Consider the following 23968-nt stretch of genomic DNA (forward strand, 5'->3'; position numbering starts at 1 on the left):
AATTGTAGCATTATGATCGGCGCGAATAAAGTCCTCGCGAAATATACAAACAGCGAGGCTACCCATGAACGGAACAGACAACGCCCGGATCGCGACGGCCGAGTTCGCCGATCCGTCGCCGCATGCTGGCGGCGGCACGATCACCCGATCCCAGACGCTGCTGTTCGCCGCTTCGGTCGGCATCATCGTCACCAATCTGTTCGCGCCGCAGACGCTGGTCGGGCTGATCGGCCCGTCGCTGGGCGCCGAGGTATCGGAAAGCGGCTTGGTCTCGATGGCCACGCTGCTCGGCTATGCGGCCGGGCTATTCTTCATGGTGCCGCTGTCCGATCTCATCGAGAACCGCGTGCTGGTGCTGCGCATGCTGTGCACGGCCGCGCTCGCGGCGGCGGTCGCGTCATTCGCGCCATCGGCCGCCTCGCTGCTTGCCGTGTTGTTCGTGCTTGGGGCGGCCTGTTCCTGCATCCAGGTGCTGGTGCCGCTCGCGGCCTCGATGGCGCCTCCCGGACAGGACGGGCGCGTCATCGGCGACGTGATGAGCGGGCTGATGATCGGCATCCTGCTCTCGCGTCCGATCGCCAGCCTTGTCGCCGACGCCTTCGGCTGGCGCGCCTTCTACGGCATCAGCGCCGCGGCACTGGCGCTGCTTGCCATCCTGCTCGGCTTGACATTGCCGAGGCGGAAGCCGCTGGCGCATACGAGCTATGCGGGGCTCATAGCCTCGCTGGTCGGGCTTCTAGCCCAAGAGCCGGTGCTGCGCCGCCGCGCCCTCACAGCAAGCCTGGTGATGGCGGCCTTCAGCGTGTTCTGGACGGCGGTGGCGCTGCGCCTCTCCGCTCCGCCATTCGATCTCGGCCAGAAAGGTATCGCGCTGTTCGCATTTGTCGGCGCCGGCGGCGCGGCGGCGACGCCGATCTTCGGCCGCGCCGGCGACCGCGGTTTTACGCGCACCGCCACGATCCTCTGCCATCTCGTGCTGATTGCGGCGCTCGGCCTCGCCGCATGGGCCGGGGCGGCCAAAGCCGGGGCATGGCTGCCGCTCATCCTCATGGGCGTCAGCGCCGTGCTGCTCGATATCGGCGTCACCGGCGACCAGACGCTGGGCCGCCGCGCCGTCAACCTGCTGCAGCCAAAGGCACGGGGCCGCATCAACGGGCTGTTCGTCGGCATCTTCTTCATCGGCGGCGCAATCGGCTCGCTGCTTGCCGGCATCGCCTGGACCTGGGGCGGCTGGAACGCGGTGTGCGCGGTTGGAGCGCTGTTCGGGGTGGTGGCGCTGGTGGTGGATTGGACCGAGTAGCTCGATCTTCTCCTCCACGCTTGTGCGGGAGGAAGCTATCCAATCCCACCCGTCACCCTATACGCCCCGCTGACGCGCCCATCCGGCGACCTCACAATGGCCGTGACGATGGAGCCATAGGCGCCGCGCCAGACGCTATGGAAGCCTTGATGGGTCGTGGCCGGCACGATCACGCGACCGGTGAATCGGTTACCGCTGCCTTGCATGGAAACCGGCTCGCCGTTGACGTGGACTTTGACCACCGCCGCGTCGCCGGTCTCCAGCGCGATCGCGATCTCATCGGTGTCGCCGGAGCGCGTCGTCTCGGCTGTGAGCGCCAGCGTGAGCGGGGCATCGCCAACACGACTTGCCGCGCTTCTCCCCTCGAACACATCGCCGGCCAGCGCCGGCGTGCGCGGCGGAACGGTGCGGCGCTTCGTGGCGCGCTCGTAGTCGCCGGCGATCCTCAACAACGCAACGTCGTCATAAGCCTTTCCGGCGAAGGTGAGGCCGACAGGCATGCCGATATCGGCCATGGCGCCCATCGGCACCGTCACCGTCGGGATGCCGAGATGGCGCCAGACAAGATTGCCGTTGGCGACCCAGGTGCCGTTGCGCCAGGCGAGCCGGGCGGAAGCCTCATCGACGTCGGCATCGGCCGTGCCGACATCGGCGACCGCCGGCAGCACCACGGCGTCGAGGCGGTTGGCATCAAGCCAGTCCTCGAAGTCGGCGCGGCGCGTTGCCTCCAGGCCTTTCAGGCCCGCCTCGATGGCGGGAATGTCCGCAAGCGGCGTCACGCCCGGCTTCGCCCGCTCGACATACCGCGCCAGATCGAAATCGGCCTCGCCGTAACGGTCGCGCAACGTGCCCGGCGGCTGCGGGAAGATCTTTGCGCCGTCGACCGAAGCAAGATCGGGGATCGCCGAATCGGCATTGGCGCGCAGGAAATCGTCCCAGGACCAGATGGACAGGTCCCAGATCTCGCGCTCGGCGAATTCCGGCGGCACAAGGCCGCGGTCGACCATCGACAGCGCGCCCGGACGGTCGCGTTCGTAATTGGAGACGACAGGGAAATCGACCTCGACCACCTCGGCGCCGAGTGCTGCAACGTCGCGCGCCGCCTGCCGCCAGAGCTCAAGCACCGAGGCGCGCGTCTCGATCGGGCGGTCGGCGCCTTCGTCCTTGCCGATATACATTTTCGGCACGCCGAGGCGCTTGCCCTTGAGCGCGCCTTTCAGGGGAAGCGCCGTGTAGCTCGCCGGCCGCAGCGCCGAGGCTTTCGGGATCTCCACCCAGGGCTGCACGCGCCAGAAATCGCCGCGCGCCTGGGCATCGTCGGCAACGATCACGTCGAGCAATTCCAGCATGTCGGGAATGGTGCGCGTATGCGGCACCACCACATCCATGGTTGGCACCAAGGGCCAGTTGCCGCGCACCGAGACCACGCCGCGCGAGGGCGTGTAGGCGACCAGCGCGTTGTTGGAAGCCGGCGCCCGGCCGGACGACCAGGTTTCTTCGCCAAGGCCGAAGGCGGCGAAGCCGGCGGCGGTCGCGGTGGCCGAGCCGTTGGACGAGCCGGAAGCGAAGGCGGCGGTGAGGAAATGCTTGTTATACGGACTCTCGGCCCGGCCATAGACGCCGCGCTGCATGCCGCCATTGGCCATCGGCGGCATGTTGGTGAGGCCGATCAGCACCGCGCCGGCGGCGCGCAGCCGGGCGATGGTGAATGCGTCTTCCGTAGCAACGAGATGCTCGAAGGCCGGCGAGCCGGCGGCCACCGTCAGCCCCTTGACCTTGTAGCTGTCCTTGGCGGTGTAGGGGATGCCGTCGAGCGGCCCGAGCGTCTTGCCCTCGCGGCGGCGCCGGTCGGACGCTTCCGCCTCTTCGAACATCTTCGGGTTGAGGACCGGCACGGCGTTGAGCGCGATGCCGTGGTGATCGTAATGGGCGATGCGCCGCAGATACGCCGCGACCAGCTCGACGCTGGTGACGGTGCCGTCCTCAAGCGCGCGGCGCAGGTCGGCGATCGAGGCTTCGACGAGGTGGAGCATGATGGCGAGCGAATTCCCTTACAGAAGCTGCGTTCCGTCACCCCTCTGCCCTGCCGGGCATCTACCTCGCAAGGGGAGATCGATGTCGCCATCGCTTTCGCCAATCGCTGACGCTGCAGAGAGGGCGCCGTCGCAGGAACTGCCAATCTTCCTCCTTGCGGGGGAGATCGCGGCAGGCCAGGGGGGCTGTCCAGCCCGCCTGTCAGGTAATCCAAGGGCGCTATTCATTTTCCCGACGAATGCCCGCCTCTCGCGGTGGTGCTCTATGCTCAACCCACCAATCATTCTGCCAATCCTCATAACCGAGAAGTGAGCCCTCCATCCGTTCGAGGGCTTCGTTCCAGCCGGTCTTGGCGGAGACTTGCGACGCCAGCAGATATGCGTCTATTCGCCATTCCTCGCCGGGGAGTGCGAAGAAGGCGCGCCGCCATCTTTCGAACTTTGGGAAGCGAGCGCGCTCGGCGTTGGTGAAGGGCGTGTCCATTATGCGGCGCACCAACCGACCCGAGCGGACGAACGGGTCGAAGCGGACCAGCATTTCCGTCAACCACTCCGCCGGATAGGCGTCTTGGAACACCGCCAGAGGCTTGCGACATTCAAGCATCAGCGGCAGCTCGAAATTCGTGTGAACGAGATACGGTGTCTCGCGAATTGGATGCCAGGGCTCGATGCGATTGAGCCTGGGGTCAAGCTCGCGAGGTGGGATGCATATCGCGCCCAGCCTTTGAATATCTCCCGGGTCCAATTCCCACGAGCCTGATAGCTGTGTGCTGCTGCAACCCAGAACCGCGCCAAGCTCTTTCAGGTCCAAGACGCAGATCCGAGCCTCAGCGACAGCCGAACCGGTCGCAGGATCGATCTCCTGCAGGACAAAATAAGTGGATTCGGCAGTGTTGCTCATGCGGCGACGATGGCTGCTCGGACTGTCCTTGTACAGGTCTTCTTCGGACAGGCTGGCGGGACAGCGCCCCTCTGCCCTGCCCGTCCTTCGCTGCAGCGAAAGAGGGTGAACCGGGTATCTCCCCCCGCAAGCGAGAAGATCGATGTCGCGATCGTTCGCCAATCGCCGCCGCGTTAAACCCCCAGCACGCCCTTCACCCGCTCGCGCGTGTAGGGCAGATCGTAAATCCGCTTCCCCGTGGCATTCCGGAACGCATTGGCGATGGCGCCTGCGGTTGGGCCCTGGGCGGCTTCGGCGACACCGAGATAGGGCGTGCCTGGATTGTCGACGACCTGCACCTCGATGCTGTCGGGCACCGCGCTGAAGCGCAGGATCGGATAGGTCGACCAGTCCGGACTCAAGATGCGCGTGCGGTCGAAATGCACCGCCTCGTAAAGCGTCCAGCTCATCGATTGCAATATGCCGCCCTCGGTCTGGTTGACGATCGAATCCGGGGCGACGGCCTCGCCGCAATCGACCGCCGCGACAGCGCGCGACACCTTGATCGCGCCGCTGTCGCTGTCGACATCGGCTTCGAGCGCGACGGCCAGATACGCGGCGTGGTTCTTGTACTTGGCGAAGGCGAAGCCCCTGCCCTGGCCCGCCGGCAAAGCATCCTTCGACCAGCCGAACTTTTCGGCCGCGACCTCGATCACCTTCCTGGCGCGGGGGTCTTTCAGATGGCGAAGGCGGTATTCGACCGGATCGGCGTTCGCCGCCAGCGCCAGCTCGTCCATGAAGCTTTCGATGGAGAAGACGTTGCAATAGGCCCCTAAGCTGCGCAGCGATGAAACACGCACCGGCATGTCGGCGATGAAATGCCAGTTCACGCGCTGGTTGGGCACGTCATAGAGCGGGATGGCGTTGCGGTCGCCATTGCCGAGCGGCGATATCTGCAGCTTCGCAGGATCCGGCGGGAAATGCCGGGCCATCAGGCGGCCGGCGATCAGCGATCCGGCCGAGCCCGGCCGTGTGCCGTGACTGTTGCTCCACAGGTCGTAGTGCCAACTGACGATGTTGCCGTTCTGGTCGAGTGTGGCGCTCGCTCTGGTCAGCATCGCCGGTCCGTATGGCTCCCACAGATGCTCCTGGTCGCGCATCCACTGCACGCGCACCGGCTTGCCCGGCACTTTCTGCGCAATCAGCGCGGCGTCGGCCGCCGCATCGTCGGCGCCGTTGTGGCCATAGCAGCCGGAACCTTCGGTATGAATGCAGCGCACCTTTTCCTCCGGCACGCCGAGCATCTGAGCAATCGCCTTGCGATCGGGATAGACGCCCTGCGTGTGCGTCCACACCGTCGTCAGGCCATTGTCGGCCATGGCCACCGCGCTCGACGGGCCGATCGACCCGTGCATCTGGTAGGCGCGGGTGAACTGCGCCTTGAGCGTCCTGGCGCCCGACACGCTATCGGCGCCGACCGAGGTTACGACGCCGACCTCCGATACGGATTTTTCGAGGAAGGCCGGCAGATCGTATTGGTCGGGAAGCGCCGGCTGCTCCTGCCACTTGGCGACGCCGGCCATGGCGCGCATGGTCTTCACCGCCTGGAATTCCTGCTCGGCGACCACGGCCAGGAAGTCGCCGTCGCGCACCACCGCGATGACGCCGGGCATCGCCTTGACGGCGGCATCGGCGAAGTCGGTGAGCCTGGCGTTGTAGCTCGGCGGACGCACGACGCGGGCATGCACCATGCCGGGCGGCCGCATGTCCTGCACATAGGCTTCCCCGCCGGTGACCTTGGCCGGGATGTCCACCCGAGCAAAGGGCTTGCCAATCGCGTGGTAAGCAGTGGGCGGCTTGAGCTTGGTGTCGGCCGCCGCATCGACATGCAGGAAGTCGGCCGAGACCAGTTCGCCATAGCTGGCCTTGGCGCCGTTCGGGCCGACGATCGCGCCCGCCTGCGCCTTGAGCGCCTCGACCGGTGCGCCGAGCTTCTCGCTGGCCTTGGCGATCAGGATCTGGCGCACCTGTGCCGAGGCGTAGCGGATGGCGGTGCCTGAGTTCTGGATCGTCTGACTGCCGGCCGTGTAGCCTTCGTTCGGTGTCAGCGCGGTGTCGGCGGTGACCAGCTTGATCGCGGCCGGCTCGACCTCCAGTTCCTCGGCCGCGATCTGGCGAAGCGACGTCTTGGTGCCCTGGCCAAGCTCGGCCTTGCCGGTGAAGACGGTGATCGAACCGTCGGCGTCGATGCGGATCCACGCGTCGAGCGAGGGCGTATCGGCCAGGCTGCCGGGTCGTTTCGGCTTAGTCGCCTGGCCGCCGGGCGCGGTCGGTACCTCGCCCTCCTGCGCCTCGGCGGGGATCGCGAAGGATACGACCAGCGCGCCGGCTCCGGCCAGGAAGCCGCGGCGGGTGACATCGGGAAGCGGGTTCGGTGCGTTCATCATCCCCTCCCCATGGCGGCGGCCGGCGCCATGTTGCCGGCGGACTTGCCCTGCATCAGGTCGCGGGCGCGAGCCACGGCCCGAAGGATGCGCATATGCGTGCCGCAGCGACAGAGATTGGGCTCCAGCGCCTGCCTAATGTCGGCGTCGGCGGCATCGGGCTTTGCCTCGAGCAGCGCCTGCGCCCGCATCATCATGCCGGCAATGCAATAGCCGCATTGCGCCGCCTGTTGTTCGATGAAAGCTTTTTGCATCGGGCCGGGATCGTCGATGGTGCCAAGGCCCTCGACCGTCTTGATCTCGCGCCCCTCGACCAGCATGGCCGGCGTCAGGCAGGAAAAGACCGCCTTGCCGTCGACCATCACCGTGCAGGCGCCGCACTGGCCGAGGCCGCAGCCGAACTTGGCGCCGTTGAGCTTCAGATCGTTGCGCAGCACATAGAGCAGCGGCGTCGCCGGATCGATGTCGACGTCATGTGACGTGCCGTTGACGTTGAGCTTAACCATCAGTCCTTGGCTCCCACATTGTCCGGGCTGCGCTCGATGCCGTCCGAAGGCTGGACGCTGACCCGGTATTTGCCGCTCCTGGTGTCGGCGGTCTTCGCCTTCGTGTCCGCCCATGCCGGCTTCTGTGCATAGGCCTCACGCAGATAGCCGAGCAGGTCCGCCACCTGATCGTCGGTCAGCGTCGCGGCGAAGCCGGGCATGATCGGGCTCTCCCGGCCGCTCGCCGCCGGCAGGCCAAAGAGCACGACGTTGACTGCATTTTGCGGATCGCGCGCGGCGATCGTGCTGGAGAGATGGAAATCGATGCCGCCGAAAGGCTGCGGGCGGCTTCCGTCATGGCAGGTGGCGCAGGCCGCCTGGTAGATCGCGCCGCCGCGGCTTGTCGGACTGCCGGTGGTGGCGCTGGCCGGTATCGGCGTGCCGCCCTGGTCGATAGAGAGCTTCTTGCGGATGTCCTCGGCTGCCGCCGCGCGCTCCGGCGTCGGCTCGCCCATCCGCGAGCTCAGGTAAGTGGCGATGGCGCTGATATCGGAATCGGACAGACGGCCGAGATTGCCGGTGACCTCGGCCATCGGTCCGTTGGCCACGCCGTGATCGGCATGCCAGCCCTGGCGCAGATAGGCAAAGAGGCTGTCATGCGTCCACGGGATCGGGGCCGAGGACGATGCATCGAGCGCGAAGGCGTCCCAGCCCTCCGCTTCGCCGCCTGCCAGATGCGCGCCTTTCCGCTCGGCGCCCAGGGCATTGCGCGGCGTATGGCAGGCGCCGCAATGGCCAAGTCCTTCGACGAGATAGGCGCCGCGGTTCCATTCGGCACTCTGCGCGGTATCCTCGCGATAGGCGCCCTTGTCGAAGAAGAGCAGCTTCCAGCCCGCCAGCACGAAACGCAGGTTGAGCGGGAACGGCAGCTCATTGGCGGGAGGCCGGCTCTCCACGGCATGCCGCGTCATCAGATAGGCGTAGAGCGCCTTATTGTCCTCGTCGGAGACCAGCGTGAAATGGTCGAACGGGAAGGCAGGATAAAGGTGATCGCCGTCGCGCTCGACGCCTTCCCGCATCGCCCGGCTGAAGGCAGCTTCCGACCAGCGGCCGATACCGGTCTTGGGGTCCGGCGTGATGTTGGTGGAATAGATGGTGCCGAATGGCGTCGGCACCGCCAGCCCGCCGGCGAAGGACTTTCCGCCGGGCTTGGTATGGCAGGCCGTGCAGTTGCCGACCGAAGCGAGCACCGCCCCCTTCTCGATCAGCGCCTGATCGAAGGCGGCGCGCTGCGGCGGTTCAATCGGGTCGATCGCCGGCTTCCAGGCATAGGCGGCAAAGCCCGCCAGGCAGACGACAACAAGAATGAGAACGCTGATCCAGAAGCGTTTCAAGGAAGGGCTCCTTGCGCAGAGCGCAGCAGCAGCCCGGGACATCCAGCGGCTACGCGCCATCGGATGAACTAGGCAGGAGCTGCGCGCCGTCAATTGGCGAAGGCGCGGAAGCCGCTGATCTTTTCCCCAGAGAGATTGTCTGTCACGCGGGCCTTCGCCAATCGCCTCAGCTATTCCGGCGCCCCGGCACTCACCCTAGTTCCACCCAGACCGGCGCGTGGTCGCTTGGATTGTCCCCTCCCCGTACTTCGCGGTCGATGCCCGCCCCTTTCAGTTTTCGAGCGAGCTTCTTCGACAACAGAATGTGGTCGAGCCTCAGGCCGGCGTCGCGCGGCCAGCGGTTCCGGCGATAGTCCCAGAAAGTGTAGAGCCTCTCCTCCTTGGGAAAAACCTTTCGCAACGCGTCTGTCCAGCCCTGCGCGATGAGCGCGGCGAAGGCGGCGCGGCTTTCGGGTTGCACCAGCGCGTTGTCATCATAGGAGCGGGTCTCATAGATGTCGCGCGGTTCGGGCACGATGTTGAAGTCGCCGGCGAGCACCACCGGCAGGCCGGTGTCGAGGAGCTCACCCGCATGCGCGGCGAAGCGCTCGTGCCAGGCGAGCTTGTAGTCGAATTTCGGGCCAGGCCGCGGATTGCCGTTCGGCGCATAGAGGCAGGCGATGACGACGCCGTCGACCGCTGCCTCGATGTAGCGCGCCTGGCGGTCGGCATGGTCGCCGGGCAGGGCATCGCGCGTCAGCACAGGCTCGGCGCCACGCGCGAGGATCGCGACGCCGTTCCAGGTCGGCTCGCCCTTCCACACCGCGCCATAGCCGGCCTTGGCGAGCCGGGTCAGCGGAAACTGCGTGCCGCGCGCCTTCAACTCCTGCAGGCAGACGACGTCGGGCTTTGCCTTGGCGAGCCAAGCCAGCAGGTTGTCCAGACGGCTGTTGATGTTGTTGATGTTGAAGGTGGCGAGTTTCATTTACCGAAAGCGCCCCTCGCTTCGTCATCTTCGGGCTTGACCCGAGGATCCATTCCGTGACCGTCGCCGCGGAACGCGACGGGGCAGAATTCTGAACCGTTGCAACGCCTTAGCGTCACGGCATGGATTCCAGGGTCTGCGCGCGTCGCTCCGCTCCTTGCTTCGCCCTAGAATGACGACGCCGATGGCTGCGCCAGCCTGGCTTTTATAGTCTCTGCCACCGTATTCAGATGATCGCCCGCCGTAAAACCCGAGATCGCCTTGCGCGGTTTCAAATCATGGTCGCCGTCCTCCAGCCAGATCACCTCAATGGCAGGAGAAAGGCCGTAGGTCGCAACTTCTTCCTTGGTGCCGAACTCGTCGCGCGTGCCCTGGAAGATCAGCGTCGGCGTCTTCAGGTCGGCGAGGTGCTTTGTCCGCAACTGCTCAGGCTTGCCCGGCGGATGGAAGGGATAGCCGAGACAGACCAGGCCGGCGATTTCGCCCCTGGCGAACATCTCGTCGGCGACCATGGAGGCGACGCGGCCGCCCATCGACTTGCCGCCTATGATCAGCTTTCCGGTCACGCCCTTGGCGCGCAGATCGGCGATTGCCCTCACATATTCCGGGTTCACCGTTTCGGCGCGCGGCGGCGGCTTGCGATGGCCGTAGCGGCGAGCGGCCATATAGTGGAACTCGAAGCGTGCGACCTGAAAGCCGGCGGCCGCGAGCGCCCTGGCGGTGGCGGTCATGGAAGGCGAATCCATCGGCGCGCCGGCGCCGTGGGCGAGCAGGATGGTGACGGGGGCGGTGTCGAAGCCGTCGAAGAGGAAGTGGGTCATGGGTGCGCCAACCTCACCTTCTCCCCTTGCTGTGGGAGAAGGTGGCCGAGCGAAGCTCGGACGGATGAGGGGTGCTCCAGCTTGGCGGCCACGCCTATCAATATCGTTACCTGCGACAAGGTCACCAGCGCCTCATTCCTTCCAGCACCCCTCATCCGTCTCGGCGCTGCGCGCCGATCCACCTTCTCCCACAAGGGGAGAAGGAAGAGGCGCTCACCCCGCCGTCCGCGCCATATGCAGATCCACGAACTGTATGCCCTTCTGCGCAGTCCGCGCCCATTCGGACACCGCATCCAGCTCCAGATATCGCACCCACAGCCGGCGAGCCTCGGCCAGATTGCCCGCATCGAACTCCAGGCGCGCGAGGTTGAACACCGGATCGGCATAGGTCTTGTCGAGCGCAACAGCCTTCTGGAGGTGCCTTCGCGCCGATGCCATCTTGTCCTCGTCGCTCATCAGGCCGGCGAGGTTGAACCAGGCCTCGACGAAGCCGGGGTCGAGCTTTATCGCGCGGGCATAATCATGCGCGGCTTCGGCAACCCGGCCGGCGCCGCGCAGGCAATTGGCGCGGTTGAAGGCGGCAATCGCATCCTTGGGATCGATCGCCAGGCAACGCTGGTAGAGCGCGGCCGCGTCGTCGTGGCGCCCCTCCTCTTCCGCCATCTCGGCCTCGGCGAACAACTCCTCCAGCGTGTCATCCTCGGGTGAACCGAGGTCGAACAAAAGCTGGCCGTCGAGCTCGCTCCTGCCTTCGTCGAGATAGATCGCATCCGGGCGGCCATGCTGCGAGCCGAGATTGAGCGACTTGGCGGTGAGCGAGGCGACCGGGCCGGAGCGATGCACGGAGCGCGCGATCGCGCCCCAAGTGGCGCCGCTGGCGATCAGCCCGGCATATTTGCGGGCAAGGATCAGGTCTCGGAAGGAATAGGGTTCGCCGTCATGCTCCAAGGCATCGAACAGCGACAGAAGGTCGAGTTCGTCGCCGGCGAGTCGCGACTGGTCGATCAGCGACTGCCTGGAGAGCGACGCGGCGCCGGGCGCCTTCATCAGCCCAAGCAGGCGCACGAAACCGCTCTCGCTGATCAGCGCGCGGCCGGCTTCGCGCTCGACCTTCACGCGGCGCTCGATCTCGGCATCGCCGGATTTCGCCGCCTTGGCGAGAAGCGTGCGACCAAACACGACATGAGTGGTGCGGCGGGTGACGCCGCGCCTTAGCTCCGCATGGCGGCGCTCGACCTCGCGGGCAGCGAGGCGCAGCGGAAAGGCGGCCAGCGCGCCGATGACACCGAAGACGGCGCCGGGAACGATCACTGGCCCTGCATTTCCCGTCACTTCTTGCTCTTGCCGACAGCTTTCAAGAGGTTCGCCTTCAGCGGATTTTCAGGCGCGCCGCCGGCAGCCGCCTTCTTGGCGGGCTTGGCCGACGCTTCCTCGGCCTTGCTCTTCGACCTGGCCGGGGGTTTCGCCTGCTGCGAGAGGCTCGCCTTCAGCGCATCCATCAGGTTGATGACGTTGCCACGCTCGGGCGCGGCCGCGATGATCGGCTTATGGCCCTTCAGCTTCTCGCGGATCATCGCCATCAGCGCCACCTCGTAGCGATCCTCATAATTCTTCGGATCGAAATGGGTTTGCTTCTGCTTGATCAGCGCCTCGGCCAGCTGCAGCATTTCGGGATCCGGTTTGGCATCCGGGATGTTTCCGAAATATTCAGCTGTGCCGCGCACTTCGTTGGGATTCCTCAAGGTGCAGACGAACATGCCGTTCTCGCGCGCGCCGATCGTCACCACGCGTTCGCGGCTGGAGAGCACCAGGCGCGCGATCGCGAGCTTGCCAGACTTGCGCATCGCTTCCCGCAACACTGCGAAGGTCTCCTCCGCCATGGCGCCGTCGGGCGCGAGGTAATAGGGCGAGTCCTGGTAGATGACGTCGACCTCGCCCTCGTCGACGAAGGCCTCGATGTTCATCGTGTGGTTGGATTCGATCCTGACCGCATCGAGATCGGCGTCATCGATGATGATGTACTGCTTGTCCTCATATTCGTAGCCGCGCACCAGGTCCGAGCGCTCGACAAGGCCGAGCTCGGGATCGACCGGCTTCATGTTGATGCGGTTGTGGGTCTTCTTGTGCAGCTGATTGAACGAAATGCGCTCGCTCGCGCTGGTGGCCGGGTAAAGCCGGACCGGACAGCTGACGAGGCTGAGCTTGAGATAACCTTTCCAACTTGCCCTGGGCGCCATGATGAACTCCTACGCGGCCATGCACTGACAGTATGTTTGGAGCATGGTCTTGTCCAAAACCGGTTCCGGCCTTTTAGGGCCATGCTCTTTGCAGCGCTTCGTCCGTAGGACGATCAGCGCCGTGGAAATCCTACACCGACCCCTGATTGTACTGCCGAATTCCTGACGAAGTGTTTTCTGGGACGGTTGGCGCGGAGAATAGTTCAAATTGTAGCAAGCGTCGATGGAGATGGCATTGAGATGATGGCGGGACAGCGCCCCCCTCTGTCCTGCCGGACATCTCCCCCACGAGGGGGGGAGATCAGATGTCACGCCGGCTTTCGCCAATCTCCAACGTCGCAAAGAGAGCGCCAGCGGCGAGGTTGCTGATCTCCCCCCTTGTGGGGGAGATGCCCGGCAGGGCAGAGGGGGGCGCGAAGGAACGCGGCGCTCGCCGTTATCCTACCTTGTCAAACACAGGCAAATCCCTTGCCGCCTCGTCGATCTCTGCCCAGGGATCGCCAGATGTCTCCAACAGCCCCGGCAGCGAGGCGTAGTTCAGATCCTCCGGCGCGTCGATGGTCTCCAGGTCGGTCCAGCTCACCGGCGTCGAGGCCGGCAGATTGGTGCGGGCGCGCAGAGAATAGGGCGCGGCGGAGGTGTGACCGCGCGCGTTGCGGTGGAAGTCGATGAAGATGCGCTTCTTGCGGTTTTCCTTGCCCATCGTGGTGGTGAAGGTGTCGGGCGCGCTTGCCGCCAGCAAAGTCGAAATCGCGCTCGAAGCCTGATGCAGTTTCTTCCAGTTCTGCTTTCGGGTCACCGGCACGGTGATGTGGATGCCCTTGCCGCCGGAGGTTTTGGCGAATGGGACCAGTCCCAGGCTCTCCAGCCCGCCCTTGATGTGGACCGCGGCTTCGACCACCTCGCGCCAGGAAATCCCCTCGCCCGGGTCGAGGTCGAAGACGATCTGGTCGGGCTTGTCGAGCTTTGACCGGTGCGTGCCCCAGGTGTGGAATTCCACCACGCCGAACTGCGCCAGCGCAAGATAGCCCTTGGCGTCCTCGACCGAGAGATAGGTTTTTGTCTCGCCTTCCGAATTGGTGCTCTCGAACACGGCAACCGAAGCCGGCATGCCGGTGAAGGCATGGCGCTGGAAGAAGCAGTCCTGCGGCTTGCCGGTCGGGCAGCGCACCAGCGACACCGGCCGGCCGATGATATGCGGCAGCATGAAATCGCCGACCAGCGCGTAATAGACGGCGATGTCGAGTTTTGTAGGCCCGGTTCTACCGAACAGCCGCCGCTCCGGATTGGTGACCCAAATGGTGGCGAGGTCGGATTCGGCGATCAGCCGTTTGCGCTTGACCGGCACCGGTGTGGTCAGCCCGCCGATATCGCGCAACCCGCGGAAGACGCCGTGCCGGATCGCATTATCGGCGGTGCGGTTCGAATAGCGGACGCGTGCCGACAGCAGCGGCTTCACCCAATGCATCTCGCGCATGATCTCGCGCGGCACACCTTCGGGCGGGGTCGCGCCGGCGGTCAGCCGCTCCAGGCGGGCGAGCAGAGCCCGCGCCATCTCGCTGTCGAAGCCGGTGCCGACCTTGCCGCGATAGTGCAGTTCACCATTTTCGAACTCAGCCATGCCGAGCGCCGCCAGCCCTTCGGCCTGGTCGGAGACGGTATAGCCGGCGATGACGAAATCGTCCGTCTTCTGCGCCTTGGCCTTGGTCCAGTTCTTGGTGCGGCCGCTCTGGTAGATTGCGTCGGCGCGCTTGGAGACGACACCTTCCAGCCCAAGATCCGAAGCCTGATCGTACAGGCCCTGGCCGTCGCCCTCGACATGGTCGCTGTACTGGATGGCGGAATTGGCGGGCTGACCGGCGAGCAGCTCGGCGAGCAGGGCTTTGCGCTTCTGCAGCGGCACCTTGCGCAGATCCCAGCCGTCGAGATGGAGCAGGTCGAAGGCGTAGAAATGCAATTTGGAGCCGGCGCCCTCGGCCAGCGCGTCCTGCAGCAGCGCGAAGCGCGAGATGCCCTTGTCGTCGAGCACCATGATCTCGCCGTCAACGATCGCTTGGGCGATCGGCAGCCGCGAAAAGGCCTGCGGCAGATCGCCATAGCGTTTCGTCCAGTCGATTCCGCCGCGGGTGATCAACCGCACCTCGCCGCCCACGACATGCGCCATGGTGCGGTAGCCGTCGAACTTTATCTCATGCAGCCAGAGCTCGCCCGTGTCCGAGGCAACGCTCGTGCCGCCCGGTGGCTTCGGCACCTGGCTGGCGAGTTGCGGCTCGACGCGGGCGGGTGGCTCGGCCCTAACTGCGCCGGGCAGCTCGCCCGGTTTGAGCGAGCCGATTTTCGGCGGCAGGCGCTCGCGCTTCCTCGGCGGCGCCGCCAGTTCCTCGATGCGGCGGCCAGTCTTCACGCTTTCGGGGCGCGCCTCGAGAATGTCGAGCTTTGTATCGGAAGCGATATCGCGCTCTTTGAAGAGCAGCCAGTTCTTCTTGTTCTCGTCCTCGCCGGGCTTCGGCTTCAGCCGGGTCAGCATCCAGCCGCCATTGAGTTTTTGCCCTGCCAGCCGGAACTTGAACGCGCCGGTCCTGAGGCTTTTCTCGACATCCTCCATCGGCGCCCACGTACCGGTGTCCCAGACGATCATCGGCCCGCCGCCATATTCGCCCTCGGGGATGACGCCCTCGAAATCGATATATTCGATCGGATGGTCCTCGGTCTCGACGGCGAGGCGCTTGTCGGCTGGATTGAGCGAGGGCCCGCGCGGCACCGCCCAGCTCTTCAGCACGCCGCCGACTTCCAGGCGCAGATCGTAATGGTCGGCGGTGGCGTGGTGCTTGTGAACGACGAAGCGGTTGCCGGCACCGGCGGACAGGGCGCCTGCCGGTTCGGGGGTGCGGGAGAATTCGCGCTTGGCGCGGTAGGGTTTGAGGTTGGCGGGCATGGGTCAGACGCCGAAGGGCGGAATGGAATGCGGCGAAGGCCGAGTTCCTTCGCGCCCCCCTCTGTCCTGCCGGACATCTCCCCCACGAGGGGGGAGATTGGATGTCGCGCCGGTTTTCGCCAATCGCCCACACTGCAGGAAAAGCGGTGCCGACGAAGCTGCTGATCTCCCCCCTTGTGGGGGAGATGTCCGGCAGGACAGAGGGGGGCGCTGTCCCGCCAGCCTTGCCGTTGTCATGCTTAGTCGCTCAATCGTCAACAGCCGGCGTCAGTTCCAGTTCGGCGGGCGAAAGCCCTTGCCGCAACTGGCTCAGCCGGAACTCGTCGACCCAGTAGGCCTCGCCGTCGACCAGCACGCGGGCGCTGTAGGAGCCGCCGGAAAAGCGCTGCGCGGTGACATAGACCTTGTGGCGCTCAAGCGCGGTCTTCACCGCGGCGCGGCGGGACTTTTCTCTGGCGACGGGACTGGCCATGGCCTCACTCGAGCACGCTGCCGCTCCAACAGCGGCTGCCCATAAGGATGGCGGAGAGCAGGATGTGAGTCAATTTGCAGGGTGAAGGCGGCCCGTTCACCGCCCCGCACGCAGCCGCCGCCAGCGCTGCATCGCCTCCTGCGCGACCTTGAACAGGCGCGGGTTGGCGCGCACGAAAGCCACGCCCCGGCCACGGTATTTGATGGCCTCGCTCGCCGCCATGCCCTTCGGCGTGATGCCGTAGCAAAGTTCGGACAGAACCGACTTCACTGCGCCCATATGTTCCTTGTAGCTCTGGTTGCCGACCGACAGGTCGAAATGGTCGAACCCCTGCCCGCGCCCCCATCTGATCAGCTCGCCCATGATGCAAAGTCCCGGCGAGACATTGGGAACCGCACCCTGGTCGATCGCGACCAGCAGCGCGTGCAGCGTGCCCAGATGGACCGCCAGATATTGGACCGCGACCATCACGTCGCCGGCGCGCAGGCCGAAGATCCGCACCGAACCGTCGGTCAGGCCGCGATGCGCGGCCTTGCGGTAGAAATCGACGACCGGCGGTTGCGCCAACAGATCGAAGCGGCCGAGCTCGCGAAAACGGCTGAGCCGCATCTCGACCAGCTTGTCGAAGATGGAATCCACCAGGGCTGGCGTGTCGGCCTCGACCAGGGCCAGGCCGCCATTGCGATCGAGCCGGCGCAGGTCCTTGTTGAGCGCCTTGACGAAGGACGGGCGACAGATGCGCTTGACGACGGTTTCGGCGTCGCCATCCATGGCGATGCCATAGTGGGAATGTATGGAATCGCGCGCTGGCGAAAGCAGCGCCAGGGGATTGGCGATGCCGCCGATCTGTTTCGGGATACCGACGATATGGATGCGGTCGGCCGGCGGCAGCACGGAAAGCACCGCCGCCCATGCGGCCTCGGCGGATTGCCTGGTCCAGGGCGTCGCGTCGGCGAGCAACGGCGCGGAATAATCGCACACCCCGCAGCTCAGCCACTCGATCACCCAATGGTGGAATGCGCGGCGCCGCATCAACGGCACCAGCATCCTCAGCTCGCCCGTGGCGGCGTCCCTCACCTCGACGATGGCGAGATCGGCTTTTGGCGGCACAAGCCCTTCGACAATCCCTTCGGCCCAGGCGAAATGCTGGTGGCCGGTGCACACGCCCTCTGTCTCGAGACGCAGCCAGAGCGGCTTAACCGCTTCGAGGCTGGTGTGCAGCCGCGCCACATAAGCGCCGCCGGCGGCGTGCACTGCAGCCTCATCGCCGGCCAAGCCGGTCGTCATCGCGGCCATCGGCATTGCCTGGCTTGTCACATCATTCTCCTATCGTCTCTGGACTGCCAGCGTGGCCGCACGGCGCCAGGCGCCGAGCACGCTGGGGCGCTGCTCGTTCGGGTGCTTGGAGTTCCACATACGGTGAGCAGCGAAATACCATGAGGCCACAAGCACGAAGGTCTCGGAGACCGCGGCTCCGGCCAGCGACCATGTCGACGGGGCGACGGCCAACAGAATCCCGATCGCCGCCAGCCCGACAATCGCGCCGGCCATGGTGATGAAGGCGACGATGCGGAAATCGCCAAGGATCTCGAGGACCACGCGCGGCATGACATAGGCCATGATCGGCACGAAGTTGGCGATGGCGAAAAGCCCGATCAATCCGACCGAGGCATGCTGCAGCGCCTGGGATTTGATCATCGGCAAGATGAACAGGATGCCGCAACCATAGGCCAGGCTGCCGAGCCCCATGACGAGCGCCCAGACCTTGGCCTGCGTCCACACGCGGTCGAACTCCTTGTTGCGCGCCAGCTTTGCGAGTTCCGGCTGGGTCATGTTGGAGAAGGCAAGGCTGGAGATGCGCAGCGGCGCAAACAGCACCAGCACCGCCGCCAGCGGCGCATAGGCCGCGGGTCCGGCGATGCCGGCGACCAGCAGGGCCAGGCATTGCCCCTGGATGTTGGTGGTTGTGGCGCTGAACCCCGACCAGCGAAGCTGCGGCCAGAGCTTTGCGTAGCGCCGCAAGGTCGGCGCACGAAAGGAGATGCGCAGCTTGCGGCGCGCCAGCTTCACCAGCACTGCGATGCCGACCATGTTGGCCACGGCAAGCGCGTAGAAGGTGACCTGAAGCGCGTCCGCGAAGAGCCAGATCGCCGCTCCTGCGAGCACTATGCCCGCGATCGTGAACGCGGCGTCGCTGATGGAGACGACAAGCTGCATGCGGCGCGCGAAGAAGGCGGTGCGCATGTGGCTACGCAGCGACCAGGCCCCGACGAAGCAGGCGGCGCCGATGCCGCTCGGGTCGCCCAGGAGGCGCATCAGCAGCCCGGTGCCCAATCCCATCAGCAGCGCCACCACCAGCGCCGCCGATCCGAAGGTCACGTCGTAGGCGTCGACGCCGGCGGAGTTGGCGCTTTTGCTCATCCATACGGTGGCGGGAACGGCGGTGAGCGAGCGGATATAGGACAAGCCGACGCCGCCCATCACCATGGCCAGCGCGAAGAGCCCGTAACCTTCGGCCGACAAAAGATGCAGCAGCGCGATGTTCAGGGCGAAATGGAAGCCGCTCTGCATCGCCTCGCCGCCGATCATCAACATGAGGCGCCGCACCAGATGGGCCGGGAAGGTGAACTTCACGGGCTCGTCTCCGCCTCGCGGGCGACACGCGCCCGCCCCTGCCGCGGCGGCGTCGCCTTCAGCTTGTCGGCCACGATCGCCACGATCGCGGCGGCGGCGATCGGCTCGCTGAAGAGCGCCTCGTAGCGCGCACGACCGGCGGCGGCGAAGCCGCGCCACAGATCGGGCCGCAGGATGATCTCGCCGAGCTTGCCGGCAAGGGCGGCGGCATTGCCCGGCGGCGCATGCCAGCCGGTCTCGCCGTCGGCCACCACTTCCACCAGCCCGCCGATCGCCGACACCAGCGGCGGCCGCCCCCAGCCCATCGCCTCGATGGCCACGCGGCCGAGCGATTCCGGGCGGCGCGACGGCACCGCGACGATGTCGGCCCAGCGATAATGGTTAGTGGGGTCGGAAACGAAAGGCAGCACCTCGACGTGCCCGGTCAGGCCCATGCGCCCAACCAGCTCGGCCAGTGCCTGCTCGCGCTCGGCGCTTTCGAAGGCGCCACCGACGAGGCGGACCTCGACACGGTCGCGCAACTCGGCGGGAAGCGAGGCGACGGCTTCGAGCAGCACCTCCTGCCCTTTGATACGGTTGACGCGGCCAAGCAGGAGGACCTTGAGCGGCCGGTTGCCGTCATAAGTCATCGGCAGTGCCGCGGCGGGACCGGCAACGCCGTTATAGACGACATGCGTGCGCCGCCCCTCGGCATCGAGGGCCGGCGGATCGCCGAAGGTGGCGCGCGTTGCGCGCGAGTTGAAGATGAGATCCGCCTTGCTCCAGCGCATCAAGGCGACAAGCACCTTGCGCAGGACGCCCTCGGGAATCTCGTGGATGTGCAGCAGCGCCTTGCGCGGCAGGAGCCGCGCGGCCAGCGCATAATCGGCGATGATCGAGGTGTTGATATAGGTCAGGTCGTTGTCGCGCATGCGCCGCCAGGCCCGCCAGAGCGCCGCCGGCAACCGCGCCATCTCGACGGTGGCGAGCTTGAGCATCGCCTGGCGCCTGAGCACCCAGAGCGGTTCGAACACGATGCGGCTGGCATGCGGCTTGAGGATGTCGACAATCGGTCCCTCGCGCGGCAGCACGACCTCGATCTCGGCGGCCGGAAACGCGGCGCGCAGCGCTGCCACGCTCTCCGCGAAGCTGCGGTCCGAACCATAGAGCTCGTAGCCCTGATGAATGCAGGCTATGCGCATTGCTATCTTTCCACCTTGCACCCCGAGTCCGCTCAGTACCGGACCCTTCAAGCGCGGAAGGAACTTCATGCCAAATCCGCACGCCGCTCTACCCAGCGGTGGCCACTGCAGGCCCGGGAGCAAGGATCGTGCCGGGTCCCGAATGTCCGGCCGCGACCCAGGAACCCCAGCCGTGCCCCATATCGACACAGATACGTGGCGAAAGTTGACCGATGATGAAGCAAGCCAGGTAGCTTGAAGAGAAATTTTACACCTTCATGTGAATATTCGCCCTGGGGGTACCCTGGCACGGAAGTTGCTGGGCGTGTCATTGCCGTAACAACAACCATGACCGGACCCTGGGGATTCCTTTATTTTGAAACCGGTACGACCTTCCACCCTGATCGAAAAGCCTTCGATCCTGATCCTGGGGACGCGCGGCATTCCGGCTTCTCACGGCGGCTTTGAAACCTTCGCCGAGCGGCTGGCGCTTTTCCTGGCCGGACGCGGCTGGAAGGTCGGTGTCTACTGCCAAAAGGAGGTCGCGCGCGTCGGGCAAAGGGTGACGAGCGAGACCTGGCGCGGCATCGAGCTCATCACCATCGAGGTCGCTTCCAAGGGCCCCCGCGCGACACTGGAATTCGACTGGCAATGCGTGCTCGACGCCGCCAGGCGGCCGGACGTGTGCCTGGTGCTCGGCTACAATGGCGCGGTGTTCCTGACCTGGCTCAGGCTCATGCGGCGCAAGATCATCACCAATATGGACGGGATCGAGTGGCGGCGCCCGAAATGGGGGCCGGCGGCGCGCAGCTGGTTCTGGCTCAATGAATGGATCGCCGCCTGGGTCTCGCATCGGCTCATCGCCGATCACCCGGCGATCGCCGACCATCTGGCGACAAGGCGGCGGCGCGGCGCCATCGCCACCATCGCCTATGGCGCGGACCCGGTGACCTCGGCGCCGGAAGAGCCCGTTCGCGCGCTCGGGCTCGAACCAGGCAAATACCTGATCTCGATCGCGCGGATCGAACCCGACAACAACATCCTGCCGATCATCGAAGCCTTTCGCAGCCGCGATCGCGGCGACGTGAAGCTGGTGGTGCTCGGCACGCTCGACGACGACATTCCCTACCACCGCGCCGTGCGCGCGGCGGCAGGGACCACGGTGATCATGCCGGGCGCGATCTACGATCGGGCGACGGTGCAGGCGCTGCGCTATCATGCGCGCGCCTATATGCACGGCCACACCGTGGGCGGCACCAACCCCTCGCTGGTCGAGGCGCTTGCCGCCGGCAACATGGTGATCGCGCATGACAACCGCTACAATCGCTGGGTCGCCGGCGAGGCGGCGATTTACTTCAGCGATGCCGACAGCCTGAGCCATCGGATCGACGAGGCGCTGGCCGACGACGCGCTGGTGGCGCGCTGCAGCAAGGCGGCGCGAATGCGGGCCCGCGAGGCTTTCCGCTGGGAAGATGTGCTCATCGCCTACGAGAAGGAAGCGCTGCGGCAACTCGGCGTCACCACCGCCGTGCCGGCGAAAGCCGACCGCGCCAAGCACGCATGACCGGTTGGTCGCGCCGCCGGCTCCTCGGCGCGGCGCTGGTCGCGGCAATAGCGCCGCTGGCGAGCGCGCTTCCGCCACTCTCATCTTCGGCGCGTGCCGCCGGCGCATGGCCGTTCAGGCGCGGCATCAATACATGGCCCTGGTTTGCGCTGACGCGCGAATTTCCTGCACCCCGCACCGACTATGACTGGCCGCCTTTCCAGTCGCAGCGGCCGGTGCCGACGCCGGCCGACCTTGCCCGGCTGCGCGCCAGCGGGCTCGACTTCATCCGCCTGCCTGTCGATCCGGGGCCGTTCCTGGCCGCCGACGCGGGCCGCCGCGCCGACCTCATGGTGATACTGAGCGCGGCGGTCGAGGCAGCGCTCAGCGCCGATCTCGGCATCATCGTCAATATTCAGGCCAATGGCGCTACGCATTACTGGAATCCCGACCACATGTATTCCAGCACCGGCGCGCCGGAATTCGCGCGCTACCAGGTCTTCGTCGGCGAGGTTGCCGGCATGCTGGCGGACATGGCGCCCGGCAGGATAGCGCTGGAGCCGGTCAACGAGCCGCCGCAGGACTGCTCCTCCGGGCTGTGGCCCAAGGTGCAGGCGGCGCTGCTGAGCGCGGCGCGGGTCTCGGCGCGCAACCTGCCGCTGCTCACCACCGGCGGCTGCGGCTCGATGGTGCGGGGCCTCGCCGCGCTCGATCCGGCGCCGCTGGCCGCCTTCGAGCCGATCCTGTTCACCTTCCATTTCTACGAGCCCTACCTGTTCAGCCATCAAGGCGCGCCGTGGATGCGCGAGCCGGTCTACCGGGCGCTGAACAATGTGCCGTGGCCAGCCTCCGCCGGGACGCTGGAAAGAACGCTGGCCTCGGTCAGGACAAGGATGGCGCAGGATTCCGAGAGGTCGGACGAGGCCAAGAAAGCCGCGTATGAAGAGACCCAAAAGGTGCTCAGAGTCTATTTCGACGCGCAGCCCGACCGCCACTTCGTCGATGGCTACCTCAAGCAGGTGAGCGACTGGGCGCAGACCCATGGCATCGCGCGCGAGCGCATCATCATGGGCGAGTTCGGCGCGTTGCGAACCGATGCCCGCTACACCGCCGCACCCAACCCGGACCGCGCCCGCTACATCGGCGATGTCCGGCAGAGCGCCGAGGCCTTCGGCTTTCCCTGGGCATTCTGGGACCTGTTCGACGGCATGGGCATGATGGACGACACCACGCGCGCGCTCGACCCGGCGATGGTCGAGGCGCTGGGGCTAAGGATGCCGCGCGCTTGATTTGCTGAATCACCAAACCGCGCTAAGGGTTTGGTTTCATGCAAGAGCGGCCGAGAAGCCCGCGCTTGTCTCGCGGCGTTCCTACGCCTGCGTCCTTTGACGCGCAACAGGCCTCACCGGCCGATAAAGCGCCAGCGCTATAACCACGAATTTGGTCATCAGCGTCGTCTTGGAGGCGATGCTTTCGGAGGTGTTGAGCAGGATGAGCCAACCCAGCATCGGCAGCCAGATGCCCGAATGGCAGCGGCGCGCGACCTCGTGCATGAACAGCGCGAAGCCGAAGAAGATCAAAAGCGTGAAGAACGCTCCCTGGTAGAGCGTCAGACGCAGGATCGGATTCTCGATGCCCTGCTCCAGGCCGGTGATGCGGCGCATGCTGTCGAGCAGGTCGACATCGGGCCCGACGATCAGGTCGCGCAATTCCAGATGCCTGAAGAGATCGAACATCTCGACGCGGGCGTTGGCGCTGCCGCTGTCGGAGACGAAACGTTCGAGCAGCGCGTCGAAGAAGCCATAATAGCCGGCTAGCGCGATGGCCAGCGGCAGGAGCGCGGCGAGCATGATCACCAGCGCGGCGCCCAAGAGGTTGACACGTCCGGTGCTGAGCTGCGCCACTCCGCGGATGAGCACATAGACGCCTCCGAGCAGGATTGTCAGCACCATGCCCGAGCGGCCGCCGAAGGCGACCAGCGCGCAGAACTGCAGGCCGACAAGCGCCAGCCTGAGCGGCGTCGACAGGGAACGCGAGCCGGACAGCAGCGACAGCACATAGATCGAGGTGACCGTGGCATTGGAGAGCGGGTGCCCCTGCAGCGCCGTCGAGCGCAGATCGTTGACGAACACCGCGCCGTCGAACCTGTAGGGAAACACCAGATGCTTGGTGCCGAACTCGAACAGCGCCAGCAGTGCGTTCGCGGTCATGACGACATGGATGACCGCCTGCAGCCAGGCAAACGTCTTCTCGTCATCCTCGCTGAGCAGCAGCACGATCAGCGCCGGGGCTACGAAAGTGTCGATCATGCCGGCCATGCCGGGGCGCTGCCTGAGGATGACGACGAAGAGAAGCACGGTCGAGATCACCGCCATCAGCATCGTGGCCGGCCGCTTGTTGGTGACATGGACCACATAGCCGACCGGATTGCCGAAGATGCAGGAGCGCCAGACGAAGACGAGCACGAAGAGATAGGTGGACGGGTGGATCTTGCTCAGCGGGCTGCCTTGCAGGCCGTCGTAATTATAGCCTGCGAGCCACAGCATGCCGCCGGAGACGGAAAACAGAAGCAGCACCGCGATAGTCAGGCCAAGACGGGTCAGCGTGTCGACTGGGACAGTGCGCGGGCCCGCCATGCCATAGCCCGAAGCCGGAACAGGCCGGGC

Annotated in this window: 18 protein-coding genes; 3 read left to right on the plus strand and 15 right to left on the minus strand. The window is 65.9% G+C overall.

Translation table 11 applies throughout. The features are described 5' to 3' along the window. Window positions 1-64 precede the first annotated feature (64 nt). On the plus strand, window positions 65-1300 hold the full coding sequence (locus tag FJW05_RS10970) for an MFS transporter (RefSeq protein ID WP_140631463.1): 1236 nt from the start codon (window positions 65-67) through the stop codon (window positions 1298-1300). 35 nt (window positions 1301-1335) lie between these two features. On the opposite strand, the gene FJW05_RS10975 is transcribed toward FJW05_RS10970, so the two are convergent. The 14 genes from FJW05_RS10975 to FJW05_RS11050 all read right to left on the minus strand — a co-directional run bounded on the left by FJW05_RS10975 (window position 1336) and on the right by FJW05_RS11050 (window position 19780). Then, window positions 1336-3333 (minus strand): amidase, encoded by a 1998-nt coding sequence (locus FJW05_RS10975; protein ID WP_140631466.1) that lies wholly within the window; start codon window positions 3331-3333, stop codon window positions 1336-1338. 220 nt (window positions 3334-3553) lie between these two features. Continuing rightward, complete coding sequence (locus FJW05_RS10980) at window positions 3554-4234, minus strand: hypothetical protein (protein ID WP_140631469.1); 681 nt, start codon at window positions 4232-4234, stop codon at window positions 3554-3556. A 173-nt stretch (window positions 4235-4407) separates the two neighbouring features. After that, entirely contained in the window at window positions 4408-6657 is a 2250-nt protein-coding gene (locus FJW05_RS10985; protein ID WP_140631472.1) for a molybdopterin cofactor-binding domain-containing protein, read from the minus strand. Beyond that, window positions 6657-7163, minus strand: a complete 507-nt coding sequence (locus FJW05_RS10990) for a (2Fe-2S)-binding protein (protein WP_140631475.1) — start codon at window positions 7161-7163, stop codon at window positions 6657-6659. Before FJW05_RS10990 ends, FJW05_RS10985 begins: the two co-directional genes overlap by 1 nt. Further along, window positions 7163-8455, minus strand: coding sequence for a cytochrome c (locus tag FJW05_RS10995; RefSeq protein ID WP_246673365.1), 1293 nt, complete (start codon window positions 8453-8455; stop codon window positions 7163-7165). Before FJW05_RS10995 ends, FJW05_RS10990 begins: the two co-directional genes overlap by 1 nt. A gap of 271 nt (window positions 8456-8726) precedes the next feature. Further along, window positions 8727-9500 carry an exodeoxyribonuclease III gene (xth, locus tag FJW05_RS11000; RefSeq protein ID WP_140631483.1) on the minus strand — a complete coding sequence of 258 codons (774 nt, stop codon included), beginning with the start codon at window positions 9498-9500 and terminating at the stop codon, window positions 8727-8729. A 167-nt stretch (window positions 9501-9667) separates the two neighbouring features. Then, a complete protein-coding gene (locus FJW05_RS11005) occupies window positions 9668-10321 on the minus strand; it encodes an alpha/beta fold hydrolase (protein ID WP_140631487.1) in 654 nt (217 codons plus the stop codon). Between the two features lie 213 nt (window positions 10322-10534). After that, window positions 10535-11653: a tetratricopeptide repeat protein gene (locus tag FJW05_RS11010; protein ID WP_181164904.1), complete on the minus strand. Its 1119-nt coding sequence runs from the start codon at window positions 11651-11653 to the stop codon at window positions 10535-10537. Continuing rightward, window positions 11650-12558, minus strand: a complete 909-nt coding sequence (locus FJW05_RS11015) for a Ku protein (protein ID WP_140631490.1) — start codon at window positions 12556-12558, stop codon at window positions 11650-11652. The genes FJW05_RS11010 and FJW05_RS11015 overlap by 4 nt, the downstream gene beginning before the upstream one ends. Before the next feature lie 436 nt (window positions 12559-12994). Next, window positions 12995-15493 (minus strand): DNA ligase D, encoded by a 2499-nt coding sequence (gene ligD / locus FJW05_RS11025; protein ID WP_140631492.1) that lies wholly within the window; start codon window positions 15491-15493, stop codon window positions 12995-12997. 247 nt (window positions 15494-15740) lie between these two features. Then, a complete protein-coding gene (locus FJW05_RS11035) occupies window positions 15741-15965 on the minus strand; it encodes a hypothetical protein (RefSeq protein WP_140544568.1) in 225 nt (74 codons plus the stop codon). 96 nt (window positions 15966-16061) lie between these two features. Beyond that, on the minus strand, window positions 16062-17282 hold the full coding sequence (locus FJW05_RS11040; protein WP_246673344.1) for a GNAT family N-acetyltransferase: 1221 nt from the start codon (window positions 17280-17282) through the stop codon (window positions 16062-16064). Between the two features lie 9 nt (window positions 17283-17291). Beyond that, window positions 17292-18599, minus strand: a complete 1308-nt coding sequence (locus FJW05_RS11045) for a hypothetical protein (protein WP_140631495.1) — start codon at window positions 18597-18599, stop codon at window positions 17292-17294. Continuing rightward, window positions 18596-19780, minus strand: a complete 1185-nt coding sequence (locus FJW05_RS11050) for a glycosyltransferase family 4 protein (protein WP_140631497.1) — start codon at window positions 19778-19780, stop codon at window positions 18596-18598. The genes FJW05_RS11045 and FJW05_RS11050 overlap by 4 nt, the downstream gene beginning before the upstream one ends. Window positions 19781-20135: 355 nt before the next feature. Between FJW05_RS11050 and FJW05_RS11055 the strand changes: the two genes are divergently transcribed. Both FJW05_RS11055 and FJW05_RS11060 read left to right on the plus strand, forming a co-directional pair. Further along, on the plus strand, window positions 20136-21323 hold the full coding sequence (locus FJW05_RS11055; protein ID WP_246673347.1) for a DUF1972 domain-containing protein: 1188 nt from the start codon (window positions 20136-20138) through the stop codon (window positions 21321-21323). Next, complete coding sequence (locus FJW05_RS11060; protein WP_140631503.1) at window positions 21320-22591, plus strand: cellulase family glycosylhydrolase; 1272 nt, start codon at window positions 21320-21322, stop codon at window positions 22589-22591. Before FJW05_RS11055 ends, FJW05_RS11060 begins: the two co-directional genes overlap by 4 nt. Window positions 22592-22672: 81 nt before the next feature. Here the strand turns inward: FJW05_RS11060 and FJW05_RS11065 are convergent, their stop codons facing one another. Continuing rightward, window positions 22673-23938 (minus strand): VpsF family polysaccharide biosynthesis protein, encoded by a 1266-nt coding sequence (locus FJW05_RS11065; protein ID WP_246673367.1) that lies wholly within the window; start codon window positions 23936-23938, stop codon window positions 22673-22675. Window positions 23939-23968 lie beyond the last annotated feature (30 nt).

This window comes from Mesorhizobium sp. B2-9-1, assembly GCF_006439455.1.
Classification (GTDB): Bacteria; Pseudomonadota; Alphaproteobacteria; order Rhizobiales; family Rhizobiaceae; genus Mesorhizobium.